Below are 25493 nucleotides of genomic sequence, written 5' to 3'. Positions count from 1 at the left end.
ACGGCCGACCGGGTGACGACGCTGGTCGGGGCCGGTCGTGCGAGTGCCGTCCGATTCTCACGGCCCGCCGGGGGGCGGCGACCGCGCCCGACGCGCGCGTGCCCGGGGTGCCCGTCCCGCGGAGCCGCAGGCCAGCGGCCGTTCTTCACCTCGCCTCCACAGGTTAGGCACACCTTCGGAGACACCGTCAGATGCCGTGGTTACACTCGCGCTGACCGCACGTGAACATCGTCACAAGTGGGGAGCCGCTCGTGGTGGGGACGACGACGGATGACGCTGACGTCATCGTCGTGGGCGCTGGGCCGGCCGGCTCGAGCGCCGCGTTCCACTGCGCCTCCGCGGGCCTTGACGTGCTCCTCCTCGAGAAGGCCGCGTTCCCGCGCGACAAGGTCTGCGGCGACGGACTGACCCCGCGCGCGGTCGCCGAGCTCGTGCGCATGGGCCTCCCGCTGCGCGAGCAGGACGGGTGGATCCGGAACCGCGGGCTGCGCGTGATCGGGGGCGGCCACCGCCTCGAGCTGCCGTGGCCCGAGCTCTCCTCGTACCCGTCGTACGGCCTCGCGAAGTCGCGCATGTCGCTCGACCACACGCTCGCGTCGCACGCCCGCGCGGGCGGCGCCAAGCTGCTCGAGCGCACGTCCGTGACGGGTCCGGTGCGCGACGAGCGGACCGGGCGCGTCGTGGGCGTGACCGCCCGTCCCGTCGACGACAAGGGCCACCGCGCGGGCGACGAGGTCGTCTACCGGGCGCCCGTCGTCATCGCGGCCGACGGCGTCTCGACGCGGCTCGCCACGTCGGCGGGCCGCACCAAGCGCGACGACCGTCCGATGGGCGTCGCCGTCCGCACGTACTTCCGCACGCCCCGCCACGACGACCCGTGGATGGAGAGCCACCTCGAGCTCTGGGACGGCGAGCCGGGCCGCTCGAACCTCATGCCGGGCTACGGCTGGATCTTCTCCCTCGGCGACGGCACCGCGAACGTGGGCCTCGGCTCGGTGAGCTCGACGGCCGCCGCGACCAAGGTCGACTACAAGGCGCTGTTCGCCGCGTGGATGCGCAACGCGCCCGCCGAGTGGGAGTTCACGCCGGAGAACCAGGTCGGCCAGGTGCGCGGTGCCGCGCTCCCGATGGGCTTCAACCGCGGGCCGCTGTACGCCGACGGCCTCATGCTCGCGGGCGACTCCGCGGGCATGGTCAGCCCGTTCAACGGCGAGGGCATCGCGTACGGCCTGCAGGCCGGTCGGGTCGCCGCCGACGCGATCGCCCAGGGCCTCGCGCGGGGGACCGCGGCGGGACGCGAGCGTGCGTTCGCGACGTACCAGCGCCGCATGAAGGACGACCTCGGCGGGTACTACACGCTGGGTCGCGTGTTCGTCCGGCTCATCGAGCACCCCGAGGTCATGCGCCTCTGCACCCGCTACGGCCTGCCGCGGCCGCTGCTCATGAAGTTCGTGCTCAAGCTGCTGTCCGACTGCTACGAACCTCGGGGCGGTGACATGGTGGACCGGGTGATCGCCGGGCTGGCGCGGATCGCACCGGCCGCATGAGCTGTCCGCCCCGCACCCGCCCCTGGCTCGGCCTCGACGAAGAGGAGTGACGTCCTGATGGACAACCCGTACGCCCCGCTGCTCGTCCTCATGGGCATCGCGGCCGTGCTCGCGCTCGGCGGTGTCGGGGCCAGCGCGATCCTCGGACCGAAGCGCTACAACCGCGCCAAGCTGGAGGCGTACGAGTGCGGCATCGAGCCGACGCCGCACGCGATCGGTGGCGGCCGGTTCCCCATCAAGTACTACCTGGTGGCGATGACGTTCATCGTCTTCGACATCGAGGTCGTCTTCCTCTACCCGTGGGCCGTCGCGTTCGGCGACCTCGCGGTGTTCGGGCTCGTCGCGATGCTCGTCTTCCTGGTGCTCATCACGGTGCCGTTCGTCTACGAGTGGCGGCGCGGGGGGTTCGAGTGGGACTGACGTCACGGGCGAGGGTGCGACCGCCGGGGGAGGCTCCCCGGAGCGTGCGTACAGGCAGGGTCACAGGCACGACGGCACGGCGACGGACGGAGGGCTGACGCATGGGGATCGAAGAGGCTCCCTCGGGATTCCTGCTGACGACGGTCGAGGACCTGGTCGGCTACTTCCGCAAGGGCTCGCTGTGGCCGGTGACGTTCGGCCTCGCGTGCTGCGCGATCGAGATGATGGCCGCCGGTGCGCCGCGGTACGACCTCTCGCGGTTCGGCATGGAGGTGTTCCGCGCCTCGCCGCGGCAGGCCGACCTGATGATCGTCGCGGGCCGGGTCAGCCAGAAGATGGCGCCCGTCGTGCGGCAGGTCTACGACCAGATGTCCGCGCCGAAGTGGGTGCTCTCGATGGGCGTGTGCGCCTCGTCGGGCGGCATGTTCAACAACTACGCGATCGTGCAGGGCGTCGACCACGTCGTGCCGGTGGACATCTACCTGCCGGGCTGCCCGCCGCGTCCGGAGATGCTCATCAACGCGATCCTCACGCTGCACGAGCAGATCCAGAACGAGCCGCTCGGCGTGAACCGTCGTGAGGCCGCGGCCGCCGCCGAGGCCGCCGCGCTCGCCGCGACGCCCACCTCGCACATGACGGGGCTGCTGCGATGACCGACGAGAAGAAGGATGCCGCCGCGGCCGTGAAGCCGGGCGACGCCGGCACCGGCGCGCAGGCGACCAGCGAGGCCGCGCTCGAGGCGGGCGGACAGAACGTCCCGGCCGCGCGCACGCCGCTCGAGGTCGTCGACGTCCGGCAGGGCATGTTCGGCGCGCACGGCACGGGCGACACCTCCGGCTACGGCGGGCTCGTCGTGCCGGTCCTGATGCCGGCCGCGAGCGAGCGCCCGTACGGCGGCTGGTTCGACGAGGTCGTCGACGTGCTGACCGAGGTCCTCGACGAGAACGGCACGGGCTTCGCGAACGCCGTGGAGTCGGTCGTCGTGGACCGTGAGGAGCTCACGCTGCACGTGGCGCGCGAGCACGTGGTCGCGGTCGCCAGCGCGCTGCGCGACGACCCCGACCTGCGGTTCGAGCTCAGCCTCGGCGTCAGCGGCGTGCACTACCCGCACGAGACGGGTCGCGAGCTGCACGCCGTCTACCACGTGGTGTCGGTGACCCACGGGCGTCGCCTCCGGTTCGAGGTGACGGCGCCCGACGCCGACCCGCACATCCCGTCGACGACGTCCGTCTACCCGGCCAACGACTGGCACGAGCGCGAGACATACGACTTCTTCGGCCTCGTCTTCGACGGCCACCCCGGCCTCGCGCGCATCGAGATGCCCGACGACTGGCCGGGCCACCCGCAGCGCAAGGACTACCCCCTCGGCGGCATCCCGGTCGAGTACAAGGGCGCGACCGTGCCGCCCCCGGACCAGCGGAGGTCCTACTCATGAGCACCCCCCACGCGACCGCGCACCTGGTCGACGACGAGACCACGGGCGTCCCGACGTTCGAGGCGTCCGGCGGCGACTGGTCGGACATCGCCGAGGAAGCGGCGCGCCTCGGTGAGGAGCGCATCGTCGTCAACATGGGGCCGCAGCACCCGTCGACGCACGGCGTGCTCCGGCTCATGCTCGAGATCGACGGCGAGACGGTGACCGAGGCCCGCGCGGGCATCGGCTACCTGCACACCGGCATCGAGAAGAACATGGAGTTCCGCACCTGGACCCAGGGCGTGACCTTCTGCACGCGCATGGACTACGTGGCGCCGCTGTTCCAGGAGGCCGCGTACTGCCTGGGCGTCGAGAAGCTGCTCGGGATCACGGACGACGTGCCGGAGCGCGCGACGGTCATCCGCGTGCTGCTCATGGAGCTCAACCGCATCGCGTCGCACCTCGTGTGCCTCGCGACGGGCGGCAACGAGCTCGGTGCGACGACGATCATGACCGTGGGCTTCACGGCGCGCGAGGAGGTCCTGCGGATCTTCGAGCTCATCACGGGCCTGCGCATGAACCACGCGTTCATCCGCCCCGGCGGTGTCGCGCAGGACATCCCGCCCGGCGCGATCGACACGATCCGCGAGGCGCTCACGTCGATGCGCCACTACTTCAAGCAGCTCGAAGACCTCATGCTCGCCAACCCGATCCTGCAGCTGCGGCTCAAGGAGGTCGGCTACCTCGGACTGTCGGGCTGCATGGCGCTCGGCATCACAGGCCCCGTGCTCCGGTCGGCAGGCCTGCCGTACGACGTGCGCAAGGCCGCGCCGTACTGCGGCTACGAGACGTACGACTTCGACGTCCCGGTCGCGACCGAGGCGGACTCCTGGGCGCGCGTGATCCTCCGCATGGAGGAGTGCTACCAGTCGATGAACATCGTCGAGCAGACGCTCGACCGCCTGCAGAAGATGGGCCCCGGGCCCGTCATGGTGGGCGACAAGAAGATCGCCTGGCCTGCGCAGCTCGCGATCGGGTCGGACGGCATGGGCAACTCGCTCGACCACATCAAGGAGATCATGGGCACCTCGATGGAGGCCCTGATCCACCACTTCAAGCTCGTGACCGAGGGCTTCCGCGTCCCGGCCGGCCAGGTCTTCCAGACGGTCGAGCACCCGCGCGGCGAGCTGGGCGTGCACCTCGTGTCCGACGGCGGCACGCGGCCGTACCGGGCCCACTTCCGGGACCCGTCGTTCAACAACCTGCAGGCCGTGTCGATCATGTGCGAGGGCGGCCAGGTGGCCGACGTCGTCGTCGCCGTCGCGTCGCTCGACCCGGTGCTCGGAGGGGTGGACCGCTGATGTCGGTCGAGGAGATCGGGGGCGCCCGCGTGCCGGGCGCGACGCACCGCACGGCGTTCGACGACGAGACGCGCGCGCGGCTGTCGGCGGACGCGGCGGTGATCAAGGCCCGCTACCCGCAGGAGCGCTCCGCGCTGCTGCCGCTGCTCCACCTGGTGCAGTCGGAGGACGGCTACGTGAGCCCGCGCGGCATCGCGTTCTGCGCGGCCGAGCTCGGGCTCACGACGGCCGAGGTCAGCGCCGTCGCGACGTTCTACACGCAGTACAAGCGGCACCCCAACGGCGACTACACGGTCGGGGTGTGCACCAACACGCTGTGCGCGGTCATGGGCGGCGACGCGATCTGGGAGGAGCTCTCCGACCACCTGGGCGTCGGCCACGACGAGACCACCGAGGACGGCGCGATCACGCTCGAGCGGATCGAGTGCAACGCGGCCTGCGACTACGCGCCCGTCGTGATGGTCAACTGGGAGTTCTTCGACAACCAGACGCCGGACTCGGCGCGCGACGTCGTCGAGGCCCTGCGCGCCGGGACGCCCGTCGCCCCGACGCGCGGCGCGGACCACGTGTGCACGTTCAAGGAGATGAGCCGCGTGCTCGCGGGCTTCTCCGACGGCCGTGCGGACGAGGGCGTGGGGGCCGGTCCCGCGACGCTGCGGGGCCTCGAGCTCGCGCGGCAGGAGGGCTGGACCGCCCCGCCGTTCACCGACGAGGAGCGCACGCGCGCCGCCGAGCAGGCCCGGACGCCGGCGCGGGGCACCCCGCGTGCCGCGGCACCGGCGGCAGCCGCGGGCGAGCGTCCCGCGTCCGCGGCCGAGCCCACCCCGGCGGGCACGCCCGCGCCGGGCGCCGAGCAGTCGAGCGCCGAGCGTCCGCCCGTCAGCGAGGGCGACGTCTCGGCCGAGCAGGAGCAGCGCAAGCAGTCCTCCGACGACGCGAAGGAGTCGTGATGGCGACGACCCTGGCCCCGGTCCTCACGGACACCTGGGACGCGGACCGGTCCTGGACCCTGTCCGCCTACGAGGACGCGGGCGGCTACCGCGGCCTGCGCCGCGCGCTCGGCATGCAGGCGGCGGACGTCGTGACGATGGTCAAGGACTCCGGTCTGCGCGGCCGTGGCGGTGCGGGCTTCCCGACGGGCATGAAGTGGGGATTCCTGCCCGCGCCCGACGGCGGGCCGCGCTACCTCGTGGTCAACGCGGACGAGTCCGAGCCGGGGACCTGCAAGGACATCCCGCTCATGATGGCCAGCCCGCAGCACCTCATCGAGGGCATGATCATCACGAGCTACGCGATCGGCTGCCACCACGCGTTCCTCTACGTGCGCGGCGAGGTCCTGCACGTCTACCGGCGGCTGCTGCGGGCGATCGAGGAGGCGCGTGCCGCGGGCTACCTCGGCACGAACATCCTCGGCTCGGGCTTCGACCTGGAGATCACGCTGCACGCGGGTGCGGGCGCGTACATCTGCGGCGAGGAGACCGCGCTGCTCGACTCGCTCGAGGGCCTGCGCGGCCAGCCGCGGCTCAAGCCGCCGTTCCCCGCGGTCGCGGGCCTGTACGCGCGCCCGACGGTCGTGAACAACGTCGAGTCGATCGCGTCGGTGCCCGGCATCGTGCGCGGCGGCGCGGACTGGTTCACGGGCATGGGCACCGAGCGGTCGACGGGCCACGGCCTGTTCAGCCTGTCCGGTCACGTCACGCGCCCCGGCCAGTACGAGGCGCCGCTCGGCATCACGCTGCGCGAGCTGCTCGCCATGGCGGGCGGCATCCGCGAGGGCCACCAGCTGAAGTTCTGGACCCCCGGCGGGTCGTCGACGCCGATCTTCACGGCCGAGCACCTCGACGTGCCCCTCGACTACGAGTCGGTCGGCGCCGCGGGGTCGATGCTCGGCACGCGCGCACTGCAGATCTTCGACGAGACGACCTCGGTCGTCCGCGCGGTGACGCGCTGGACCGAGTTCTACAAGCACGAGTCGTGCGGCAAGTGCACCCCGTGCCGCGAGGGCACGTACTGGCTGGTCCAGGTGCTCAAGCGCATCGAGGGCGGCCAGGGGACGCACGCGGACATCGACCTGCTGCTCGACCTGTGCGACAACATCCTCGGCCGCGCGTTCTGCGCGCTCGGCGACGGTGCGACGAGCCCGATCACGTCGGCCGTGCAGTACTTCCGGGAGGAGTTCGAGGCCGGCACGCACACGCCCGCCGACGTGCTCTTCCCGCCGGAGCACAGCTCGCTGTTCACCTACGCCCCCCGGCGCGGCCGGGCGGCCCTCGCGGGGGTGCACGCATGACCATCACGTCCTCCGGCCCGACGACGGCGACCCCGCTCGTCCCGGCCGCACCGATGCCTGCCGCGCCCGAGCCGACGGACACGGTGACGTTCGAGATCGACGGCCTCGAGACGACCGTCCCGAAGGGCACGCTCGTCATCCGCGCGGCCGAGCAGGTCGGCATCCAGATCCCGCGGTTCTGCGACCACCCGCTGCTCGCCCCCGCGGGCGCGTGCCGGCAGTGCCTCGTCGAGGTCTGGGCGCCCGGCCGCGACGGCAACCTCGCGAAGATGCCCAAGCCGCAGGCGTCCTGCACGCTCGAGGCCACGCCCGGCATGCAGGTCAAGACGCAGCACACGTCGCCCGAGGCCGACAAGGCGCAGCACGGCGTCATGGAGCTGCTGCTCGTCAACCACCCGCTCGACTGCCCGGTGTGCGACAAGGGCGGCGAGTGCCCGCTGCAGAACCAGGCGATGTCGAACGGCCGCGCGACGACGCGCTTCGTCGACGTCAAGCGCACGTTCCCCAAGCCGATCGCGATCTCGACGCAGATCCTGCTCGACCGCGAGCGCTGCGTCCTGTGCCAGCGCTGCACCCGGTTCTCGGAGGAGATCGCGGGCGACGTGTGGATCGACCTGCAGAAGCGCGGCGCGCAGCAGCAGATCGGCACGTTCGACACCGACGTCCTCGGGTTCGCGGGCGACACCCCGGTGGGCGCGTCGACGCAGGACACGTCGGGCCGCCCGTTCGCGTCGTACTTCTCGGGCAACACCGTGCAGATCTGCCCGGTGGGCGCCCTGACGAGCGCGGCGTACCGGTTCCGGTCGCGCCCGTTCGACCTGGTGTCGACGCCCGGGATCGCGGAGCACGACTCCCAGGGCTCGGCGATCCGCGTCGACCACCGCCGCGGCGTGGTGCTGCGGCGCCTCGCGGGCGACGACCCGGTGGTCAACCAGGAGTGGATCACCGACAAGGACCGTTTCGCGTTCACGTGGCAGTCCGCGCCGGACCGCATCACGACCCCGCTCGTCCGCAACGCGGCCGGTGAGCTCGAGCCCGCGTCATGGATCGAGGCGCTCGACGTCGCGGCCGCGGGCCTGCGCGCGGCGCAGACGCCGTCCGACCCGCGGGAGACGGCGGTCGGTCTCGCTGCCCTCCCAGGTGGGCGCCTCACGCTCGAGGACGCCTACGCGTGGTCGAAGTTCGCGCGCGTCGCGCTCGGCACGAATGACGTCGACGGCCGCGCGCGCCCGCACTCGGCGGAGGAGGAGGCGTTCCTCGGCCACCACGTCGCGGGCCGCACGCTCGAGGTCACGTTCGGCGACCTCGTCGCCGCGCCGGCCGTGCTGCTCGTCGGGCTCGAGCTCGAGGAGGAGGCCGGCATCGCGTTCCTGCGGGTGCGCGAGCAGGTCGTGAAGAAGCGCACGCGCGTCCTGTCGGTCGCGCCGCTCGCGAGCCGCGGGCTCGAGCGGCTCTCCGGCACGCTCCTCGCGGCGGCCCCGGGCACGGAGGCGGAGGTGCTCGACGGGATCGTCGCCGGCGCCGACGAGCTGCTCGGTGACGCCGCGGCCGCGCTGGCCGCCGAGGGCGCCGTGGTGCTCGTGGGCGAGCGGCTCGCGTCGTCGCCCGGTGCGTACTCCGCCGCGCTGCGGCTCGCGGCCCGCACGGGGGCCCGCCTCGCGTGGGTCCCGCGTCGCGTGGGCGAGCGTGCCGCGGTCGAGACGGGGCTCCTGCCGAGCCTGCTGCCGGGCGGTCGTCCGGTCGCCGACTCGGGCGCGCGCGTCGACATCGCCGCGGTCTGGGGCGTCGAGCACCTGCCCGCCGAGCCCGGACGGTCGGCGGCGGAGATCCTCGCCGCCGCGCGCGCCGGCCTCCTGGGCGGCCTCGTCGTGGGCGGCCTCGAGCCGGCCGACCTGCCCGACCCGGCCATCGCCCGCGAGGCGCTCGACCGCGTGCCGTTCCTCGTGTCGCTCGAGGTCCGCCGCTCCGAGGTCACCGACCGCGCCGACGTGGTCCTGCCCGTCGCACCGCCGGTCGAGAAGCCCGGCACGTTCGTCACGTGGGAGGGGCGCCCGCGCCCGTTCACGCAGGCGCTGACGTCGCACTTCCTGCCCGACCACCGCGTGCTCGACCGGCTCGCCGACGCGCTCGGCGTCGATCTCGGCACCGGGTCGCTCACGGCCGTGCACGCCGAGCTCGACCAGCTCGGCGGCTGGGACGGCGCGCGCGTGGACGCCCCGGACGTGCCGGCAGCGGAGCCGCCCGCCGTCGCCGCGGGCACCGCGGTCCTCGCGACGTGGCACCAGCTGCTCGACGAGGGCCGGCTGCAGAGCGGCGAGCCGTTCCTCGCGGGGACGGCCAAGCGTCCCGTCGCGCGGGTCTCGGCGGCCACGGCGGCGTCCGTCGGTGCGACCGACGGGGGAGCGATCGCGGTGTCGACCGACGCCGGGACGATCACGCTGCCCGTCGTCGTCACCGACATGCCGGACCTCGTCGTCTGGCTCCCGACGAACGCGCCCGGCAGCGCCGTGCGCGACACGCTGCACGCGGACGCGGGCGACCTCGTCCGGATCGCCGCCGCGCCGGGTGCGCTCACCCGCGAGGAGACCGGCACCGGGCAGGATGCCGGTCGCAGTGCCCACGAGGAGGTCGGCGCATGACCCTGCAGCTCGCGGTCGACGGCACCACCGCCGTCGCGGCCGACTTCAGCAACGACAACTTCTGGATCTGGCTGCTCAAGGCCGTCGCGATCGTCGTCTTCCTGCTGACCAGCGTGCTCATCGCGATCTGGTTCGAGCGCAAGGTCGTCGCGCGCATGCAGGTGCGGCCCGGTCCCAACGTGCACGGCCCGTTCGGCCTGCTCCAGTCGCTCGCCGACGCGATGAAGCTCCTGTTCAAGGAGGACGTCACCGTCAAGGCGGCCGACAAGCTCGTCTACATCGTCGCGCCGATGATCGCGGTGTTCTGCTCGCTGCTGACGTTCGCGGTCATCCCGTTCGGGCCGTCGGTCAGCATGTTCGGCATCGTCACGCCGCTGCAGCTCACGGACTTCCCGGTCGCGGTGCTGTACATCCTCGCGTGCGCCTCGGTCGGCGTGTACGGCATCGTCCTGGGCGGCTGGTCGTCGGGCTCGACGTACCCGCTGCTCGGCTCGGTCCGCTCGACCGCCCAGGTCATCTCCTACGAGCTCGCGATGGGCCTGTCGCTCGTCAGCGTGTTCATCCTCGCCGGGTCGATGTCGACGTCGCAGATCGTCAGCTCGCAGACGCAGGTCTGGTGGTTCCTGCCGCTGCTGCCCGCGTTCGTCCTCTACATCGTGTCGATGGTCGGCGAGACGAACCGTCTGCCGTTCGACCTCCCCGAGGCCGAGGGCGAGCTCGTGTCGGGCTACATGACCGAGTACTCGTCGATGAAGTTCGCGTGGTTCTTCCTCGCGGAGTACATCAACATGCTCAACGTCTCGGCGGTCGCGACGACGCTGTTCCTCGGCGGCTGGCGCGCCCCGTTCATCCCGGCGGACCATTTTCTGCAGACCGGCTGGTGGCCGATCCTGTGGTTCCTCGCGAAGCTCTGGGCGCTCATGTTCGTGTTCGTCTGGATCCGCGGCTCCGTCCTGCGGTTCCGGTACGACCAGTTCATGAAGCTCGGCTGGAAGGTGCTCATCCCGGCGGCGCTCGTGTGGGTCGTCTGCGTCGCGGTCGTGCAGGGCGTGCGGCAGTTCTCGGGCCTCGACCTGCGGACCCTGCTGTTCGTCCTCGCGGGGATCGTGGTCCTGGGCCTGCTCGTGTCGTTCGCGATCCCCGAGCGCAAGAAGCCCACGGAACCGCCGAAGCCGTCCGGCCCGCAGCCGTTCGACCCGTTCGCAGGCGGCTATCCCGTCCCGCCGCTGCCCGGCCAGACGCTGCCGCCGTCCCCGCGCAAGCAGCGCGCCGCCCAGGCGGCCTCGACCGACGTCCCCCAGGTCACGCAGGAGGTGCACGGTGGCTGACCAGCGCAAGCCCACCGGCAAGGCGGGCGAGCCCACCGGCGCGAAGCCCGCGGCCGCTCGTCCCGCAGGCGGCTCGCCCGCGGGCGGCAAGCCCGCGCCCGGCGCGCAGCCCGGTCGCACGGTCGCCCCGCGGCCGCGCGGCGGCGAGGTCGCGACGCCGGAGACCGAGGGCTACACGTCGCTCATCGAGCCCCGCTCCGGGCTGTCCGAGGTCCTCGCACCCGTCGGCGGCTTCGGCGTCACGCTGTCGAACATGTTCCGGCCGACGGTCACGGAGCAGTACCCGTCGGAGAAGGTGCCCGCCAAGCCGCGGTACCACGGCCGTCACCAGCTCAACCGGTACGCCGACGGGCTCGAGAAGTGCATCGGCTGCGAGCTGTGCGCGTGGGCGTGCCCCGCGGACGCGATCTACGTCGAAGGCGCCGACAACACCCCGGACGCGCAGTTCAGCCCGGGGGAGCGGTACGGCCGCGTCTACCAGATCAACTACCTGCGCTGCATCTTCTGCGGCCTGTGCATCGAGGCGTGCCCGACGCGCGCGCTCACGATGACCAACGAGTACGAGCTCGCGGGTCCGACGCGTGCGGGGATGATCTGGGAGAAGCAGGACCTGCTCGCGCCGCTGCGCCAGGGCATGCTCTCCGCGCCGCACCCGATGGTCGAGGGCACGAGCGACACCGAGTACTACCAGGGCAAGGTCACCGGCCCCGACGACGCGCAGCGCGCGTGGGTCGCGGAGCACCGTCCCGACGACCCGACGCTGCCCGGCGGCGCGGGCGTCGAGGCCGCGAACGTGCCCGGACCGACCGCCGCCGCGCAGGCCGCGCTCGCCGCCGCCGCGACCAAGCAGGGCTCCCGGTGAGCGCGCTCCTCGGGCACGCGCTCAGCGCCGCCCCGATGGGCGCGACCGCGCTCGACGGCGGCGAGGCCGGCACCGGCGAGGCCGTCCTGTTCTGGGTGCTCGGGCCGATCATGGTGCTCGCCGCGCTCGGGCTGCTGTTCGCGCGCAAGGCCGTGCACGCCGCGATGTCCGTCGTGGTCGTGATGATCTCGCTGGCGTTCCTCTACGTCGCGCAGGACGCCGTGTTCCTCGGCGTCGTGCAGGTCGTCGTCTACACCGGCGCCGTGATGATGCTGTTCCTGTTCGTCCTCATGCTCGTCGGCGTCGACGCGTCCGACTCGCTCGTCGAGACCATCCGCGGCCAGCGCTGGATCGGCGTGCTCGCCGGCGTCGGGCTCGGCGTCGTGCTCGCGGGCGTCGTCGGCCGTGCCACCTACGGCCCGGCGCAGGGGCTCGACGCGGCGAACGAGGCGTCCAACCCGGTCGCGATCGCGCACGTCGTCTTCGGCGAGTACGTGCTCGCGTTCGAGGTCGTGGGCGCGCTGCTCGTCACCGCCGCGCTCGGCGCGCTCGTCTACACGCACCGCACCCGGCTGGTGCCGCGCGTCGGCCAGAAGGAGCGCGCGGACGCCCGCGTCGCCGCCGGCGCCCACCCGGTGTCGCTGCCGGCGCCCGGCGTGTACGCCCGGCACAACGCGATGGACGTCCCGGCCCTCGACCCCCAGGGGCGGCCCATCGACGACTCGGTGCCGCGCGTGCTGCGCGTCCGCGGCCAGGAGGCCGACGCCGCCGAGTTCGCCGCGCGCACCGCGCGCGTGCGCTCCGGCCGGCTCACCGGCGCACGGTTCGCGTCCGACGACGCCGCGACCGGCGACGGCCCGACGCCGCCGCCCGCGGCGGACCCGGCCGGCGCCCGCGTCAACGTGCCGGACCTGGACGCGGCCGTGAGCGACAGCGGTCAGGACGGACCCTCGACCGGACCCCGCGGGGTCGTCGGACAGGAGGACCAGGCGTGAGCCTCACCCACTACCTCGTCCTCGCCACGATCCTCTTCACGATCGGGGCGACGACGGTGCTGCTGCGGCGCAACGCGATCATCGTGTTCATGGGCGTCGAGCTCATGCTCAACGCGACGAACCTGCTGCTCGTGACCTTCTCGCGGATCCACGGCGCGCTGACGGGCCAGGTCCTGGCGTTCTTCGTCATGGTCGTGGCCGCCGCGGAGGTCGTCGTCGGCCTCGCGATCATCGTGGCGATCTTCCGTACCCGGCGCTCGGCCTCGGTCGACGACGTGAACCTGCTCAAGAGCTGAGGGGCGGCCCGTGCACACCCTGACCACCCTCGCCGCGACGCTGCCCGCGCACCTGCGGGCGGAGACCGTCGCGCCCGCCACGGAGACCGTGCAGGCCGGCGTCTTCCTCGTCGGCCCGCTGCTCATCGGCCTGCCGCTGCTGTCCGCGGCCGTCCTGCTGCTGCTCGGCCGCCGCGCCGACCGCTGGGGCCACTGGCTCGGCGTCCTCGCCTCGGCCGGCGCGTTCGTCGCCGGCGCGGTCGCGTTCCTCGCGCTGCTCGGACGCCCCGCGGACTCCCGCGTGATCGTCGTCGACCTCGGCCGGTGGCTCGACGCGGGAGCGTTCCACGTCGACGCGGGCTTCCGCCTGGACCCGCTGTCGCTGACGTTCGTCCTGCTCGTGACGTTCGTCGGGACGCTCATCCACGTCTACTCCGTGGCGTACATGGAGCACGACGACGCGCGGCGCCGGTTCTTCGCGTACCTCAACCTGTTCGTCGCGGCGATGCTCCTGCTGGTGCTCGGCGACTCCTTCCTGCTGCTGTTCGTCGGGTGGGAGGGCGTGGGTCTCGCGTCGTACCTGCTCATCGGCTTCTGGAACCACCGCACGCCGTACGCGGTCGCCGCGAAGAAGGCGTTCGTCGCCAACCGCGTCGGCGACATCGGGCTCATCGTCGCGATGGGGATCATGGTCGCCCAGTTCGGCGCGCTCGACTTCGGCACGGTGCTCGGCGGAGCGTCGGAGCTGTCCGAGGGCACCGCGACCGCGCTCGGACTCATGCTGCTGCTCGCCGCGTGCGGCAAGTCCGCGCAGTTCCCGCTGCAGTCCTGGCTCGGCGACGCGATGGCCGGCCCGACGCCGGTGTCCGCGCTCATCCACGCCGCCACCATGGTCACCGCGGGCGTGTACCTCATCGTCCGCAGCGGTGCGATCTTCGACGCGGCGCCCACGGCGCAGCTCGTCGTGGTGGTCGTCGGCGCGATCACGTTGCTGTTCGGGGCGATCGTCGGCTGCGCGAAGGACGACATCAAGAAGGCCCTGGCCGCCTCGACGATGTCGCAGATCGGCTACATGGTCCTGGCCGCCGGCCTGGGCCCCGTCGGGTACGCGTTCGCGATCTTCCACCTCGTGACGCACGGCTTCTTCAAGGCCGGCATGTTCCTGGGTGCGGGGTCCGTCATGCACGCGATGGACGACCAGGTCGACATGCGACGCTTCGGCGGGCTCGCGCGGTACATGGTGATCACGTGGCTGACCTTCGGGGCGGGCTGGCTCGCGATCCTCGGCATCCCGCCGTTCTCCGGGTTCTTCAGCAAGGACAAGATCATCGAGGCCGCGTTCGTGCCCGTCGACGGGCAGCCGTGGCGCGCCTGGGTGTTCGGCACCGTCGCGCTCCTGGGCGCGGGCATCACCGCGTTCTACATGTCCCGGCTGTTCTTCATGACGTTCGAGGGCCAGCGGCGCTGGTCGGCGAAGGCCGACGGGTCGGCGCAGCACCCGCACGAGGCACCCCGACTCATGATGTGGCCCATGATCATCCTGGCCGTCGGGTCGGTCGGGCTCGGCGGGTTCCTCGCGCTCGGCGGACGCTTCGTCACGTGGCTCGAGCCCGTCACCGGGCACGTCGAGCACGAGGAGCCGGTGCTCCCCGCGTGGGTCCTCGTCGCGCTGACGCTCGCGGTCGTCGTGCTCGGCCTCGTCCTCGCGTGGCGCCGCTACGCCGTGTCGCAGGTCCCGGTCGTCCCGCCGCTCGGCACCGCGCTCACCCGCGCGGCCCGCGTCGACCTGTACCAGGACTCCGTCAACGACGCGCTGCTCGTCGAGCCCGGCCAGCACCTCACCCGGTCCCTCGTCTTCGCCGACCGCGCGGTCGTCGACGGCACGGTCACCGGCGTCGGCCGCGCGACGGTCGGCCTCGGCGACCTGGCCCGCCGGGTGCAGACCGGCTATGTCCGCTCCTACGCCGCGACGACCGTGATCGGCCTGGTCGTGCTCGTCGTCGCCGTCCTGGTCACCCAGAGCTGAGGGAGAGCCCCCACCGATGTCGACCTCCTTCCCCTGGCTGACCGCGCTGGTCGTGCTGCCCGTCCTCGGAGCGGTCGCCCTCTGGGCGCTGCCCGCGGGCTGGCGCGGCCGGACCCGCGCGGTCGCGCTCGGGTTCGCGATCGCCGAGCTCGTCCTCGCCGTCGGCGCGCTGCTCGCGTTCGACACCGCGGACGCCGCCGCGCACCAGCTCACCGAGACGCACTCCTGGATCCCCGCGCTCGGCGTCTCGTACGCCGTCGGCGTCGACGGCGTCGGGCTCGTGCTCGTGCTCATGTCCGTCGTGCTCGTGCCGCTCGTCGTCCTGGCGGCGTGGCGCGAGCAGGGCTCGCTGACCGTGCCCACGGACCGCCTGCGGCAGTACCTCGCGCTGGTCCTGCTGCTCGAGGCGTTCATCGTCCTCGTGTTCGCGGCGCGCGACGTGTTCCTCTTCTACGTCGTCTTCGAGGCGATGCTCATCCCCGTCTACTTCATGATCGGGATGTTCGGCGGGGAGCAGCGCCGGTACGCCGCCGTGAAGTTCCTGCTGTACTCGCTCGCCGGCGGGCTCGTCATGCTGGTCGGCGTGATCGCGCTGTACCTCAACGGGCCGCGCGGCGCCGACGGCTTCCTCACCGAGAACCTCACGGGCCTGTCGCTCGACCCGACGCTCGAGAAGTGGCTGTTCCTCGCGTTCTTCCTGGCGTTCGCGATCAAGGCGCCGATGTTCCCCGTGCACACCTGGCTGCCCGACGCGGCACAGCAGGCGCCCGCCGGGACGTCCACGCTGCTCGTCGGCGTGCTCGACAAGGTCGGCACGTTCGGGATGCTCACGCTGTGCCTGCCGCTGTTCCCCGACGCGTCCCGCTGGGCGGCGCCGGTGATCATCGTGCTCGCGGTCGTGTCGATCCTCTACGGCGCGCTGCTCGCGATCGGGCAGAAGGACATGATGCGGCTCGTCGCGTACACGTCGGTGTCGCACTTCGGCTTCATCGTGCTCGGCATCTTCGCGTTCTCCGCGACGTCGATCGCCGGGTCGTCGTTCTACATGGTCAACCACGGGCTCTCGACGGGCGGGCTGTTCCTGCTCGTCGGGTTCCTCGCCGCGCGGCGCGGGTCGCAGCAGATCGCCGACTTCGGCGGCCTGCAGAAGGTCGTGCCCGTGCTCGCCGGGACGTTCCTCGTCATCGGGCTCTCGGCGCTGTCGCTGCCCGGCCTCTCGACGTTCGTCAGCGAGTTCCTCGTGCTGGTCGGCACGTTCACCCGCCACCCGGCCGCGTCGATCGTCGCGACCTTCGGCGTGGTGCTCGCGGCGATCTACGTGCTGTGGACCTACCAGCGGGTGTTCACGGGCCCGGTCCGCGAGGAGCTCGTCGCCACGCCTGACCTCGACACGCGCGAGCGGTGGGTCGTCGGCCCGCTCATCGCGCTCATGCTCGTCTTCGGCTTCGTGCCGGGCCCCGCGCTCGACCTCGTCCGGCCGCCGGCGGACCTCACGCTCCAGCAGGTCGGCGTCGAGCCGTACGTCGCTCCCCACGGCGCCCAGGAAGGGACCGACAAGTGAACGCGTTCACCGCGCCCGAGATCCCGTGGTCGCTGCTGAGCCCCGCGCTCATCGTCCTGCTCGCCGCGGTCGCGGGCGTGCTGGTCGAGGCGTTCGTCCCGGCCCGCGTGCGGCGGCCCGTGCAGGTCACGCTCGGTCTGGCCGCACCCGCGGCCGCCCTCGTCGCCGTCGCGGCGCTGTGGTCGGGCGTCGCGTCCGACGGCGGTACGGCGGTCGTCGGCGGCTCGATCATCGTCGACGGCCCGACGCTCGTCCTGCAGGGCACGATCGCCCTGCTCGCGCTGCTGTCCGTGCTGGTCGTCGCCGACCGCACGGACACCGGCGAGGACGCCTTCGCGCCGTCCGCCGCAGCCGTGCCGAGCTCGGACTACGAGGAGCTCGCGCGTCGTCGCGGCCTCCAGCAGACCGAGGTCTACCCGCTGCTGCTGTTCGCGGTCGGCGGCATGCTGATCTTCCCCGCCGCGGGCGACCTGCTGACGCTGTTCGTCGCGCTCGAGGTCCTGTCGCTGCCGCTGTACCTGCTGACCGGCATGGCCCGTCGCCGCCGCCTGCTCTCGCAGGAGGCCGCGATGAAGTACTTCCTGCTCGGGGCGTTCGCGTCCGCGATCATGCTGTTCGGCATCGGACTGCTGTACGGCTACTCGGGATCGCTGCGGTACTCGGAGATCGCCGACCAGGCGCTCCAGGTCACGGGCGTGGACGGGCTGCTGCTCGTCGGTGCGGTGCTCGTGCTCGCCGGCCTGCTCTTCAAGGTCGGGGCCGTGCCGTTCCACACCTGGACCCCGGACGTCTACCAGGGTGCCCCGACGCCCATCACCGGCTTCATGGCCGCGTGCACCAAGGTCGCCGCGTTCGGTGCGCTGCTGCGGTTCGTCTACGTGGTGCTGCCGGACCTCGAGTGGGACCTGTCGGTCGTGCTGTGGACCGTCGCGATCGCGACGATGGTCGTCGGCACCGTCGCCGCGCTCGTGCAGACCGACGTCAAGCGCATCCTCGCGTACTCGTCGATCGCGCACGCGGGCTTCATCCTCACGGGCATCGTCGCGCTCGACGAGTCCGCGATCCCGGCCGTGCTGTTCTACCTGCTGGCCTACGGCGCGGCGACGATCGGCGCGTTCGGCATCGTGTGGCTCGTGCGCGAGCGGTCCGCGGGCAGCGGCGACGAGCCCGGTCCGGTGCTCGGCGAGGCGACCCGGCTGTCGCAGTGGACCGGCCTGGGACGGACCAACCCGCTCCTCGCGGTGACGTTCGCGCTCTTCCTGCTGTCGTTCGCGGGCATCCCGCTCACCGCCGGCTTCATCGGGAAGTTCGCGGTGTTCTCGGCCGCGGTCGAGGGCGGCGCCTGGCCGCTCGCCGTCGTCGGTGTGCTGTCGTCCGCCGCGGCCGCGTTCTTCTACGTCCGCATCATCGTGCTGATGTTCTTCGGCGGCGCCGGCGACGGGGCCGACGAGGTGACCGGGGGAGCGGCCGCGACCGTCGCGGACGAGCCCGTCGAGGCGCCGAGGCCTGCGGGGACCACCGCGACCGCGACCCTCGTGGAGAAGGCCACGGCCACCACCACGACGGTCGTCGGGAGCGAGGGCTTCGCCGTCGTCGCGATCGCCGTGTGCGCGGTGCTCACCGTCGTGCTCGGCATCGTCCCGTCGCCCGTCCTCGACCTCGTCGGTGACGTGGCCCAGCTCCTGCCGTGACGCGGCCGCGCGGGGTGCCCGACCCACCCGCGCGGGGAAGATAGGTTCGTGCCGTGACCACGACGACCGCCATCGCTCTGGCGGACCCTGCTCTCAGCGCGCGCCTCACCGACCGGCTGGCGCTCGTCGAGGAACGCCTGCGCGACTCCGTCACGCACGCGGACCAGCTCGCCGACGACGCCTCCCGGCACCTCGTCAACGCGGGCGGCAAGCGGCTGCGGCCGCTGCTCACGCTCCTCACGGCCGAGCTGGGCGACGGCGCGCGACGCGAGGTCGTCGACGCGGCCACCGTCGTCGAGCTCACGCACCTCGCGACGCTGTACCACGACGACGTCATGGACTCCGCGCCTCTGCGCCGCGGAGCCCCCAGCGCGCACGAGGTGTGGGGCAACTCCGTCGCGATCCTCACGGGCGACCTGCTGTTCGCGCGCGCGTCCGCGACGGTCGCCGGCCTCGGCCCCGACGCGGTCCGCATCCAGGCCGCGACGTTCGAGCGGCTGTGCCTGGGCCAGCTGCACGAGACCGTCGGCCCGCGCCCCGACGAGGACCCCGTCGCGCACTACCTGCAGGTCCTCGCCGACAAGACCGCGTCGCTCGTCGCGACGTCCGCCCGGTTCGGGGCGATGTTCGCCGGGTGCCGGCCCGACGTCGTCCGGACCGTCACGGCCTTCGGCGAGAAGATCGGCGTGGCGTTCCAGCTCGCCGACGACGTCATCGACCTCACCTCCGACGGCGCCGTGACCGGCAAGACCCCGGGCACCGACCTCCGCGAGCGCGTCCCCACGATGCCCGCCCTGCTGCTGCGTGCCCGCGCCGCCGCACCCGACGCGTCACCCGACGACGCCGCGCTCGTCACGCAGCTCGACGCCGACCTGTCCGGTGACGACGCCCTCGCGGCGGCCGTCACGGCCCTGCGGGCGCACCCCGTCGTCGAGGAGACGCGGGCCCGGGCCGTGGCGCTCGCGCACGAGGCCGTCGCCGAGCTCGGCCCGCTGCCCGACGGTCCCGTCAAGGACGCGCTCGTCGCGTTCGCCGACGCGCTGGTCGACCGCGCGTCCTGACCGTCCGCGCGTCCTGACCGTCCGCGCGTCCGGACCGATCGCCCGTCCTGACCGTCGGCGCGTCCTGACCGTCGGTGCGTCCTGACCGTCGGTGCGTCCGGACCGTCGGTGTGTCCCGACCGTCGGCGCGTCCCGACCACCGGCGCGGCTGGACCCGCCGCGTCGACCCCCGACCGCCGACCACGCGTCCCGGCCGACTGCGCCTCGTGACCGACGGGGTGCGACCGACGGGGGTGCCCGACCGGCGGGGCGTCCGACCGGCGGGGCGTCCGGTGCCGGCGGAGTGCCCGGCCGGCCGCGCGGGCCCCGGGGGCTGACCCGTCCGGGGGGACGCCGTCGGGACATGCGGGACGTCGACGCTGGGGCGCGGCACGATCTGGCAGCATGACGGCGCGGACTCGCCCGAGGCCGCGACGGAGGTCATGGTGAGCACACCCCCGGTCGAGCCCCAGCGGCCCCGCGTCGCGCGCGGGCCGGCGCCCCGGTCGGTCGCGGGCGGCGTCCCGGTCGCCCCGGACGAGGTCGCACCGGTCGTGCGCCGGTTCCTCGCGTACGTCGTCGACGGCGCGGTCCTCGGTGCGGTCTACGGGATCGGCACCGCCATCGCCCTCGCCGCCGGTGCGGGCGCGGACGGGCGCCCGTCGGGCCTCATGGTCCTCCCGGGCGTGCTCGCGCTCCTCGTCGGCGTCGGCCAGTGGTGCGCGGAGGCGATCACCGGCGCGACCGTCGGCGGTGCGGCGCTGGGCATCCGCACGGTCGCCGTCCGGACGGGCCTGCCGGCCGGTCTGCTCGCGATCCTGCTGCGCAACCTCGTGGTCGCCGCGGGCGTGCTGGTCTGCTTCGTCGGCCAGGTCGTCGTCGTGATCTCCGGCGTGTGGGACCGCGAGCCCGCGCAGCGCGGCTGGCACGACAAGGCCGCCGGCACCCTCGTCGTCCGGGCCGGCGCGCTCCGAGCGGCGCGGGGCGGGCACGGTCGTCGCGTCGCTGCCGACGGGTCCCGGCGCTCCGCCGCCGTCCGACCGGACGCGCGCGCCGCGTGGGAGACCGCGGTCGCGCGCGGGGTCGAGCCGGGGCGCCCGGTGCCCCCGGCACCGCCCGGCCCGCCCGCACCGCTGCACGGCGCCGCGCCCGCACCTGCTGCGCCGCCGCTCGCGTCGCCCCCGCCGTCCGCGGCCGCCGACCATCAGCCCGCGCCGCCGCCGCCCGCGTTCGTCGAGGGCCCGCCGCCGACCGCGGTCGTGCCCATGGTGCCGACACCCGCTCCGCCCGGTGGGGGTCTCGTCGACGTGCCCGCCGGCCTCGCGGGTGAGCACCGCGACGCCCCGCTCGGCGCGGGCCCGGTCATCGACGCGGTGCCGGTCGGTCCGGCGCCGACCGCGCCGGTCGTCGCGCGGCCCGGGCTCGTCGACGTCCCGGAGACGGTCACGGGCACGATCCCGCTCGTGCCGGTCGCCCGACGTCCCGCACCCGCCTCGGCACCCGCGCCCGGTCCTGCTCCCGCCGACGGCCTCGGCGAGGTCGAGCAGACGCGGCTGCGCGAGCCGGCGGCCCCGCCGGTCGAGCCGCTCACGCCCTCCGGTCCGGCCGGCCTGGAGCACCCCGTCGTGCGTGACGAGCCGGCCGGCGGGCTCGGCGACCTCGAGCAGACGCGACTGGTCGGCACGGCGGGCCGGTCCGTGGACCGCGCCCCGGTCGGCCTGCTGCGGCTCGTGTTCGACACGGGTCAGCGGGTCGTCGTCGAGGGTGACGGGCTCGTCGGCCGCGACCCGTCGGACGCCGGTGTCACGCACGTCGTCGCCGTGGACGACCCGCAGCGGTCCGTCTCGAAGGTCCACCTCGCGTTCGGTCCGACGGGCGACGGGCAGCTGTGGGTGGTCGACCGTGGCTCGACGAACGGCACGGTGCTCGTCGGTCCCGACGGCGCGGGATCGGCGCTCACGCCGGGCGCGCGCGCGGTCGTGGAGGCGGGCTGGACGATCCGCTTCGGCCAGCGGGCGGCCCGCGTCGAGCGCGCCTGACGCACCTCGCTCCGCGGCACGCGAGGCGGCCGGTGGGGCTCCGCCGCCCTGGACGATCCCGACGAACGGCACCGTCCTGCGCCTGTCGCGCCGTAGCATGAGCGCGGCGGTCGCCGACCGCCCTCCCGACGGCGGGTCCTCGCCGGGGAGCGATCCCGCTGCGAGGTGGACGTGACGGCCCCGTCGGACGAGTCGGTGCAGCCGGCCGTGGCCGGCGTCCGGGTCGACGTGGGTGTCGCGACGGATCGTGGGCGCCGGGACTCGAACGAGGACGCGTCCCTCGCGTCGGGCGGCGTGTACGTCGTCGCGGACGGCATGGGCGGTCACGAGGCGGGCGAGGTCGCGAGCGGCCTGGCCGTGGAGGCCCTGCGGCCGCTCGTGGGGACGACGCCGGACGTCGCGACGGTGGCGCGCACGTTGCGCGACGCGCACGCACGGGTCCGGGACCTCCCGTCGACGTCGCCGCGCCGGCCGGGCACGACGATCACGGGCGTGGTCCTCTCGGAGCACGAGGGCGTGCCGTGCTGGGTCGTGCTCAACGTGGGCGACTCGCGGACGTACCGCATGATCGGCGGTGTGCTCGAGCAGGTCACGGCGGACCACTCGGAGATCGCCGAGCTGGTGGCGAGCGGTCTGGTGCCCGCGGACGCGGCGGCGCGTCACCCGCGGCGGCACGTCGTCACGCGTGTGCTCGGCGGCGGGGCGTCGGACGTGCGGCCGGACGTGTGGCTGTTCCCCGTGAGCCCGGGCGACCGGATGGTCGTGTGCTCGGACGGCCTGACGGACGAGCTGACGGACCGGCGCATCGAGGTCGAGCTGCGCGCGGCGGGGTCGGCGCAGGAGGCGGCGGACCGCCTGGTCGCGGCGGCGCTGGCGGCCGGCGGGCGCGACAACGTGACGGTCGTGGTGGTCGACGCGACGGTGCCGCGCCGCTGAGCCCGTCCCGCGGCTCGCTCGACGCGTGCCGCCGCCCGCTCGACGCGTGCCGCCGCCCGCTCGACGCGTGCCGCCGCCCGCTCGACGCGTGCCGCCGCCCGCTCGACGCGTGCCGCGCGCCCGCTCGACGCGTGCCGCCGCCCGCTCGACGCGTGCCACGCGACCGCACGCGTGGCGTCGCACGCGGTCGTCGGGACCCGACGCGCGGTCGGCGCGGGGTCGGGGGACGTCAGGCGGTGGCGGTCCGCGTGCGCGTGTGGAGCCGGCTCCGCAGCCCGTCGACCGTCAGCAGGACGAGCGCGAGCCACACGAGCGCGAACCCCCACCACCGGGCCACGGGCATCTGCTCGTGCAGCACCAGGACGCCGATGAGGAGCTGCAGGACGGGCGCGAGGTACTGCAGCAGCCCGACCACGCTCAGCGGGAGCCGGCGTGCGGCGGAGTTGAAGAGCAGGAGCGGCACGGCGGTGACGACCCCGGACGAGACGAGCGCGACGGCGTGCCAGGGTCCGTACGCGGCGAAGGTGCCGGTGCCGTCGGCACCGAGGATGGCGAGGTACCCGAGCGCGAGCGGGGCGAGCAGGAGAGTCTCGGCGGTCAGGCCGGGGATCGCGGCGACGCTGCGTCCGACGCGGTTCTTGATGAGGCCGTAGAACCCGAAGCTGAGCGCGAGGGTGAGGGCGATCCAGGGGAGCTGTCCGTACCCCACGGTGATGACGACGACGGCGAGCGCACCGAACCCGAGCGCGACCCACTGGACGGGCCGCAGGCGTTCGCGGAGCACGAGGACGGCGAGGGCGACGGTGACGAGCGGGTTGATGAAGTACCCGAGTGCGGCGTCGACGACGCGGTCGGTGAGCACGCCGAAGACGAACACGAGCCAGTTGACGGCCAGCAGGACGGCCGCGACGCCGAGGAGCCCGAGCGTGCGGCGGTCGCGGAGCGCGGCGACGAACCCGGCCCAGGTCCGCGTGACGAGCAGCAGGAGGAGGCAGAACAGCAGGGACCAGACGACGCGGTGGGCGATGATCTCGACGGCGCCGGCGGGTTCGAGCAGCGGGAAGTACAGGGGCAGCACGCCCCACAGCGCGTAGGCGGCGATGCCGGCGGCCAGCCCGCCGCGCGCGGACGGCGGGGTCGGCGCGCTCTCGGCGGACGTGTCCGACGTCGTGGCGGCACCCGTCGGCGTCGTCGCGGCGGAGGGGGTGTCGGCGAGGGAGGGGGCAGGAATCAGGGGGGACGCGGCGGGTCCGGGGACCGCTGCGTCGGGTGTTCCGGGCACCTGTCGAGCGTAGGCGCTCGCCCTTCCCGGGGAGTCGGACGTGCGTCTTGCATGATGGACGGAACGTCCAGATCGTGAAACGGGTGAGGCGACCCTCACCAGCCGACCTAGACTGTTCGCCGCACGGCCGCGTCGGCATGCCCGCTGCGTCCCGGTAACGTCCACCGCTGGACCCACCCGTCCGCGGTGCGGACGACCGCTCCCCGATCGGAAGGCGAACCGTCCCGTGAGCACCCCGACCCTGCGCGTCGCCGTCGTCGGCGCCGGACCGGCCGGCATCTACGCCGCCGACATCCTGTCGAAGACGGACCTCGACGTCAGCATCGACCTCTTCGAGCGCCTGCCCGCGCCGTTCGGGCTCGTGCGCTACGGCGTCGCGCCGGACCACCCGCGCATCAAGCAGATCATCGTCGCGCTGCACAAGGTGCTCGAGCGCGGCGACATCCGCCTCCTCGCGAACGTCGACTACGGCACGGACCTGAAGCTCGACGACCTGCGCCAGTTCTACGACGCGGTGATCTTCTCCACGGGCTCGATCCGCGACGCGGCCCTGCCGATCCCGGGCATCGACCTCGACGGCTCCTACGGTGCCGCGGACTTCGTGTCCTGGTACGACGGCCACCCCGACGTCCCGCGCACCTGGCCGCTCGAGGCGCAGCACGTCGCCGTCCTGGGCGCCGGCAACGTCGCGCTCGACGTCGCGCGCATCCTCGCGAAGCACGCGGACGACCTGCTGCCGACCGAGGTCCCGGCCAACGTCTACGACCTCCTCAAGGCGTCGCCCGTCACCGACGTGCACGTCTTCGCCCGTCGCGGCCCGGCCCAGGTGAAGTTCTCGCCGCTCGAGCTGCGCGAGCTCGGGCACGTGCCGGACGTCGACGTCATCGTCTACCCCGAGGACTTCGAGTTCGACGAGGGCTCGATGGCCGCGATCCACTCCTCGAACCAGACCAAGCAGGTCGTCAAGACCCTCACGGACTGGACGCTCAAGGAGCCCGAGGAGCTCACGGCGAGCCGCCGCATCCACCTGCACTTCCTGCACAAGCCGGTCGAGGTGCTGGGCGAGGACGGCAAGGTCGTCGGCCTGCGCACCGAGCGCACCGCGCTGAACGGCGACGGCAACGTCACGGGCACCGGGCAGACGCACGACTGGCCCGTCCAGGCCGTCTACCGCGCGGTCGGCTACTTCGGCTCGCCGCTCGTCGACATCCCGTTCGACGACGTCGCCGGCGTGATCCCGAACCGCGAGGGTCGCGTCGTGGACGTCGACGGCGAGCACATCCCCGGCGTGTACGCGACGGGCTGGATCAAGCGCGGCCCGGTCGGCCTCATCGGCCACACCAAGTCGGACGCGTCGGAGACGATCCGCCACCTCGGCGAGGACGTCGCCGAGGGCGGCGACGCGTTCTACACGGCCACGGACCGTGCGCCGAAGGCGGTCGACGAGTTCCTCGCGGCTCGCGGCGTCGACGTCATCACGTGGACCGGCTGGGAGCTGCTCGACGCGTGGGAGAGGTCCCTCGGCGAGCCGCACGGCCGCGAGCGCGTCAAGGTCGTCCCGCGCGAGCACATGGTCGCGATCTCGCTCGGCCGCGACGTCCCGACCGTCTGACCGCACGCACGAGGTCACGAGGCCCGGCCCCCGCGAGGGGTGCCGGGCCTCGTCGCGTCGACGCCGCAGCCTCCGGCCGCGGTGGGTCCGCCCGTCGCGCTGTCGCGCGGTACGGATCCGCCCGTCGCGCTGTCGCGCGGTACGGATCGCCCGTCGCGCTGTCGCGCGGTACGGA

The 25493-nt window shown here is 73.5% G+C and carries 20 protein-coding genes; 19 read left to right on the top strand and 1 reads right to left on the bottom strand.

What is annotated here, in order from left to right:
* Nucleotides 1-221: 221 nt before the first annotated feature.
* The 18 genes from GXP71_RS11710 (at nucleotide 222) to GXP71_RS11625 (ending at nucleotide 22424) form a co-directional block, all read left to right on the top strand.
* Nucleotides 222-1547, top strand: coding sequence for a geranylgeranyl reductase family protein (locus tag GXP71_RS11710; RefSeq protein WP_370520935.1), 1326 nt, complete (start codon nucleotides 222-224; stop codon nucleotides 1545-1547).
* A gap of 57 nt (nucleotides 1548-1604) precedes the next feature.
* Entirely contained in the window at nucleotides 1605-1967 is a 363-nt protein-coding gene (locus tag GXP71_RS11705; RefSeq protein WP_124344447.1) for an NADH-quinone oxidoreductase subunit A, read from the top strand.
* A 101-nt stretch (nucleotides 1968-2068) separates the two neighbouring features.
* Complete coding sequence (locus tag GXP71_RS11700) at nucleotides 2069-2620, top strand: NADH-quinone oxidoreductase subunit B family protein (protein ID WP_124344448.1); 552 nt, start codon at nucleotides 2069-2071, stop codon at nucleotides 2618-2620.
* Complete coding sequence (locus tag GXP71_RS11695) at nucleotides 2617-3402, top strand: NADH-quinone oxidoreductase subunit C (RefSeq protein ID WP_124344449.1); 786 nt, start codon at nucleotides 2617-2619, stop codon at nucleotides 3400-3402. The genes GXP71_RS11700 and GXP71_RS11695 overlap by 4 nt, the downstream gene beginning before the upstream one ends.
* Nucleotides 3399-4742: an NADH-quinone oxidoreductase subunit D gene (locus tag GXP71_RS11690; RefSeq protein WP_162352779.1), complete on the top strand. Its 1344-nt coding sequence runs from the start codon at nucleotides 3399-3401 to the stop codon at nucleotides 4740-4742. Before GXP71_RS11695 ends, GXP71_RS11690 begins: the two co-directional genes overlap by 4 nt.
* Nucleotides 4742-5692 carry an NADH-quinone oxidoreductase subunit NuoE gene (gene nuoE / locus GXP71_RS11685; RefSeq protein WP_162352778.1) on the top strand — a complete coding sequence of 317 codons (951 nt, stop codon included), beginning with the start codon at nucleotides 4742-4744 and terminating at the stop codon, nucleotides 5690-5692. Before GXP71_RS11690 ends, nuoE begins: the two co-directional genes overlap by 1 nt.
* Nucleotides 5692-7032 carry an NADH-quinone oxidoreductase subunit NuoF gene (nuoF, locus tag GXP71_RS11680; protein ID WP_162352777.1) on the top strand — a complete coding sequence of 447 codons (1341 nt, stop codon included), beginning with the start codon at nucleotides 5692-5694 and terminating at the stop codon, nucleotides 7030-7032. The genes nuoE and nuoF overlap by 1 nt, the downstream gene beginning before the upstream one ends.
* Nucleotides 7029-9671, top strand: coding sequence for an NADH-quinone oxidoreductase subunit G (locus tag GXP71_RS11675; RefSeq protein ID WP_162352776.1), 2643 nt, complete (start codon nucleotides 7029-7031; stop codon nucleotides 9669-9671). The genes nuoF and GXP71_RS11675 overlap by 4 nt, the downstream gene beginning before the upstream one ends.
* Complete coding sequence (nuoH, locus tag GXP71_RS11670) at nucleotides 9668-10999, top strand: NADH-quinone oxidoreductase subunit NuoH (RefSeq protein WP_162352775.1); 1332 nt, start codon at nucleotides 9668-9670, stop codon at nucleotides 10997-10999. The genes GXP71_RS11675 and nuoH overlap by 4 nt, the downstream gene beginning before the upstream one ends.
* Nucleotides 10992-11861 (top strand): NADH-quinone oxidoreductase subunit NuoI, encoded by an 870-nt coding sequence (gene nuoI / locus GXP71_RS11665; protein ID WP_370520934.1) that lies wholly within the window; start codon nucleotides 10992-10994, stop codon nucleotides 11859-11861. Before nuoH ends, nuoI begins: the two co-directional genes overlap by 8 nt.
* On the top strand, nucleotides 11858-12856 hold the full coding sequence (locus GXP71_RS11660) for an NADH-quinone oxidoreductase subunit J (RefSeq protein ID WP_370520933.1): 999 nt from the start codon (nucleotides 11858-11860) through the stop codon (nucleotides 12854-12856). Before nuoI ends, GXP71_RS11660 begins: the two co-directional genes overlap by 4 nt.
* Entirely contained in the window at nucleotides 12853-13152 is a 300-nt protein-coding gene (nuoK, locus tag GXP71_RS11655; protein WP_124343911.1) for an NADH-quinone oxidoreductase subunit NuoK, read from the top strand. Before GXP71_RS11660 ends, nuoK begins: the two co-directional genes overlap by 4 nt.
* 10 nt (nucleotides 13153-13162) lie before the next feature.
* On the top strand, nucleotides 13163-15157 hold the full coding sequence (gene nuoL / locus GXP71_RS11650) for an NADH-quinone oxidoreductase subunit L (RefSeq protein ID WP_162352774.1): 1995 nt from the start codon (nucleotides 13163-13165) through the stop codon (nucleotides 15155-15157).
* Between the two features lie 16 nt (nucleotides 15158-15173).
* A complete protein-coding gene (locus GXP71_RS11645) occupies nucleotides 15174-16718 on the top strand; it encodes an NADH-quinone oxidoreductase subunit M (protein WP_162352773.1) in 1545 nt (514 codons plus the stop codon).
* Complete coding sequence (gene nuoN, locus GXP71_RS11640; RefSeq protein WP_162352772.1) at nucleotides 16715-18409, top strand: NADH-quinone oxidoreductase subunit NuoN; 1695 nt, start codon at nucleotides 16715-16717, stop codon at nucleotides 18407-18409. The genes GXP71_RS11645 and nuoN overlap by 4 nt, the downstream gene beginning before the upstream one ends.
* A 53-nt stretch (nucleotides 18410-18462) precedes the next feature.
* Complete coding sequence (locus GXP71_RS11635) at nucleotides 18463-19470, top strand: polyprenyl synthetase family protein (RefSeq protein ID WP_162352771.1); 1008 nt, start codon at nucleotides 18463-18465, stop codon at nucleotides 19468-19470.
* 425 nt (nucleotides 19471-19895) lie between these two features.
* Nucleotides 19896-21488 carry an RDD family protein gene (locus GXP71_RS20505; RefSeq protein ID WP_162352770.1) on the top strand — a complete coding sequence of 531 codons (1593 nt, stop codon included), beginning with the start codon at nucleotides 19896-19898 and terminating at the stop codon, nucleotides 21486-21488.
* A 171-nt stretch (nucleotides 21489-21659) separates the two neighbouring features.
* Complete coding sequence (locus GXP71_RS11625; RefSeq protein WP_162352769.1) at nucleotides 21660-22424, top strand: PP2C family serine/threonine-protein phosphatase; 765 nt, start codon at nucleotides 21660-21662, stop codon at nucleotides 22422-22424.
* Between the two features lie 229 nt (nucleotides 22425-22653).
* On the opposite strand, the gene rarD is transcribed toward GXP71_RS11625, so the two are convergent.
* Nucleotides 22654-23538 (bottom strand): EamA family transporter RarD, encoded by an 885-nt coding sequence (rarD, locus tag GXP71_RS11620; protein WP_238402748.1) that lies wholly within the window; start codon nucleotides 23536-23538, stop codon nucleotides 22654-22656.
* Nucleotides 23539-23932: 394 nt separating this feature from the next.
* Here rarD and GXP71_RS11615 point away from each other — a divergent pair, with 394 nt between their 5' ends.
* Nucleotides 23933-25318, top strand: coding sequence for an FAD-dependent oxidoreductase (locus tag GXP71_RS11615; protein ID WP_162352768.1), 1386 nt, complete (start codon nucleotides 23933-23935; stop codon nucleotides 25316-25318).
* The last annotated feature ends 175 nt before the right edge of the window (nucleotides 25319-25493 follow it).

The organism is Cellulomonas sp. H30R-01, assembly GCF_010119915.1.
GTDB classification, from domain to species: Bacteria; Actinomycetota; Actinomycetes; order Actinomycetales; family Cellulomonadaceae; genus Cellulomonas; species Cellulomonas algicola.
This window is presented reverse-complemented; position numbering and strand designations above follow the sequence as displayed.

Coding starts and splice junctions, on each gene's coding strand:
- GXP71_RS11700 (WP_124344448.1), top strand. CDS start 2,069: ATGGGGATCGAAGAGGCTCCCTCGGGATTCCTGCTGACGACGGTCGAG.
- GXP71_RS11675 (WP_162352776.1), top strand. CDS start 7,029: ATGACCATCACGTCCTCCGGCCCGACGACGGCGACCCCGCTCGTCCCG.
- nuoE (WP_162352778.1), top strand. CDS start 4,742: ATGTCGGTCGAGGAGATCGGGGGCGCCCGCGTGCCGGGCGCGACGCAC.
- GXP71_RS11695 (WP_124344449.1), top strand. CDS start 2,617: ATGACCGACGAGAAGAAGGATGCCGCCGCGGCCGTGAAGCCGGGCGAC.
- GXP71_RS11690 (WP_162352779.1), top strand. CDS start 3,399: ATGAGCACCCCCCACGCGACCGCGCACCTGGTCGACGACGAGACCACG.
- nuoF (WP_162352777.1), top strand. CDS start 5,692: ATGGCGACGACCCTGGCCCCGGTCCTCACGGACACCTGGGACGCGGAC.
- nuoH (WP_162352775.1), top strand. CDS start 9,668: ATGACCCTGCAGCTCGCGGTCGACGGCACCACCGCCGTCGCGGCCGAC.
- GXP71_RS11645 (WP_162352773.1), top strand. CDS start 15,174: ATGTCGACCTCCTTCCCCTGGCTGACCGCGCTGGTCGTGCTGCCCGTC.
- GXP71_RS11705 (WP_124344447.1), top strand. CDS start 1,605: ATGGACAACCCGTACGCCCCGCTGCTCGTCCTCATGGGCATCGCGGCC.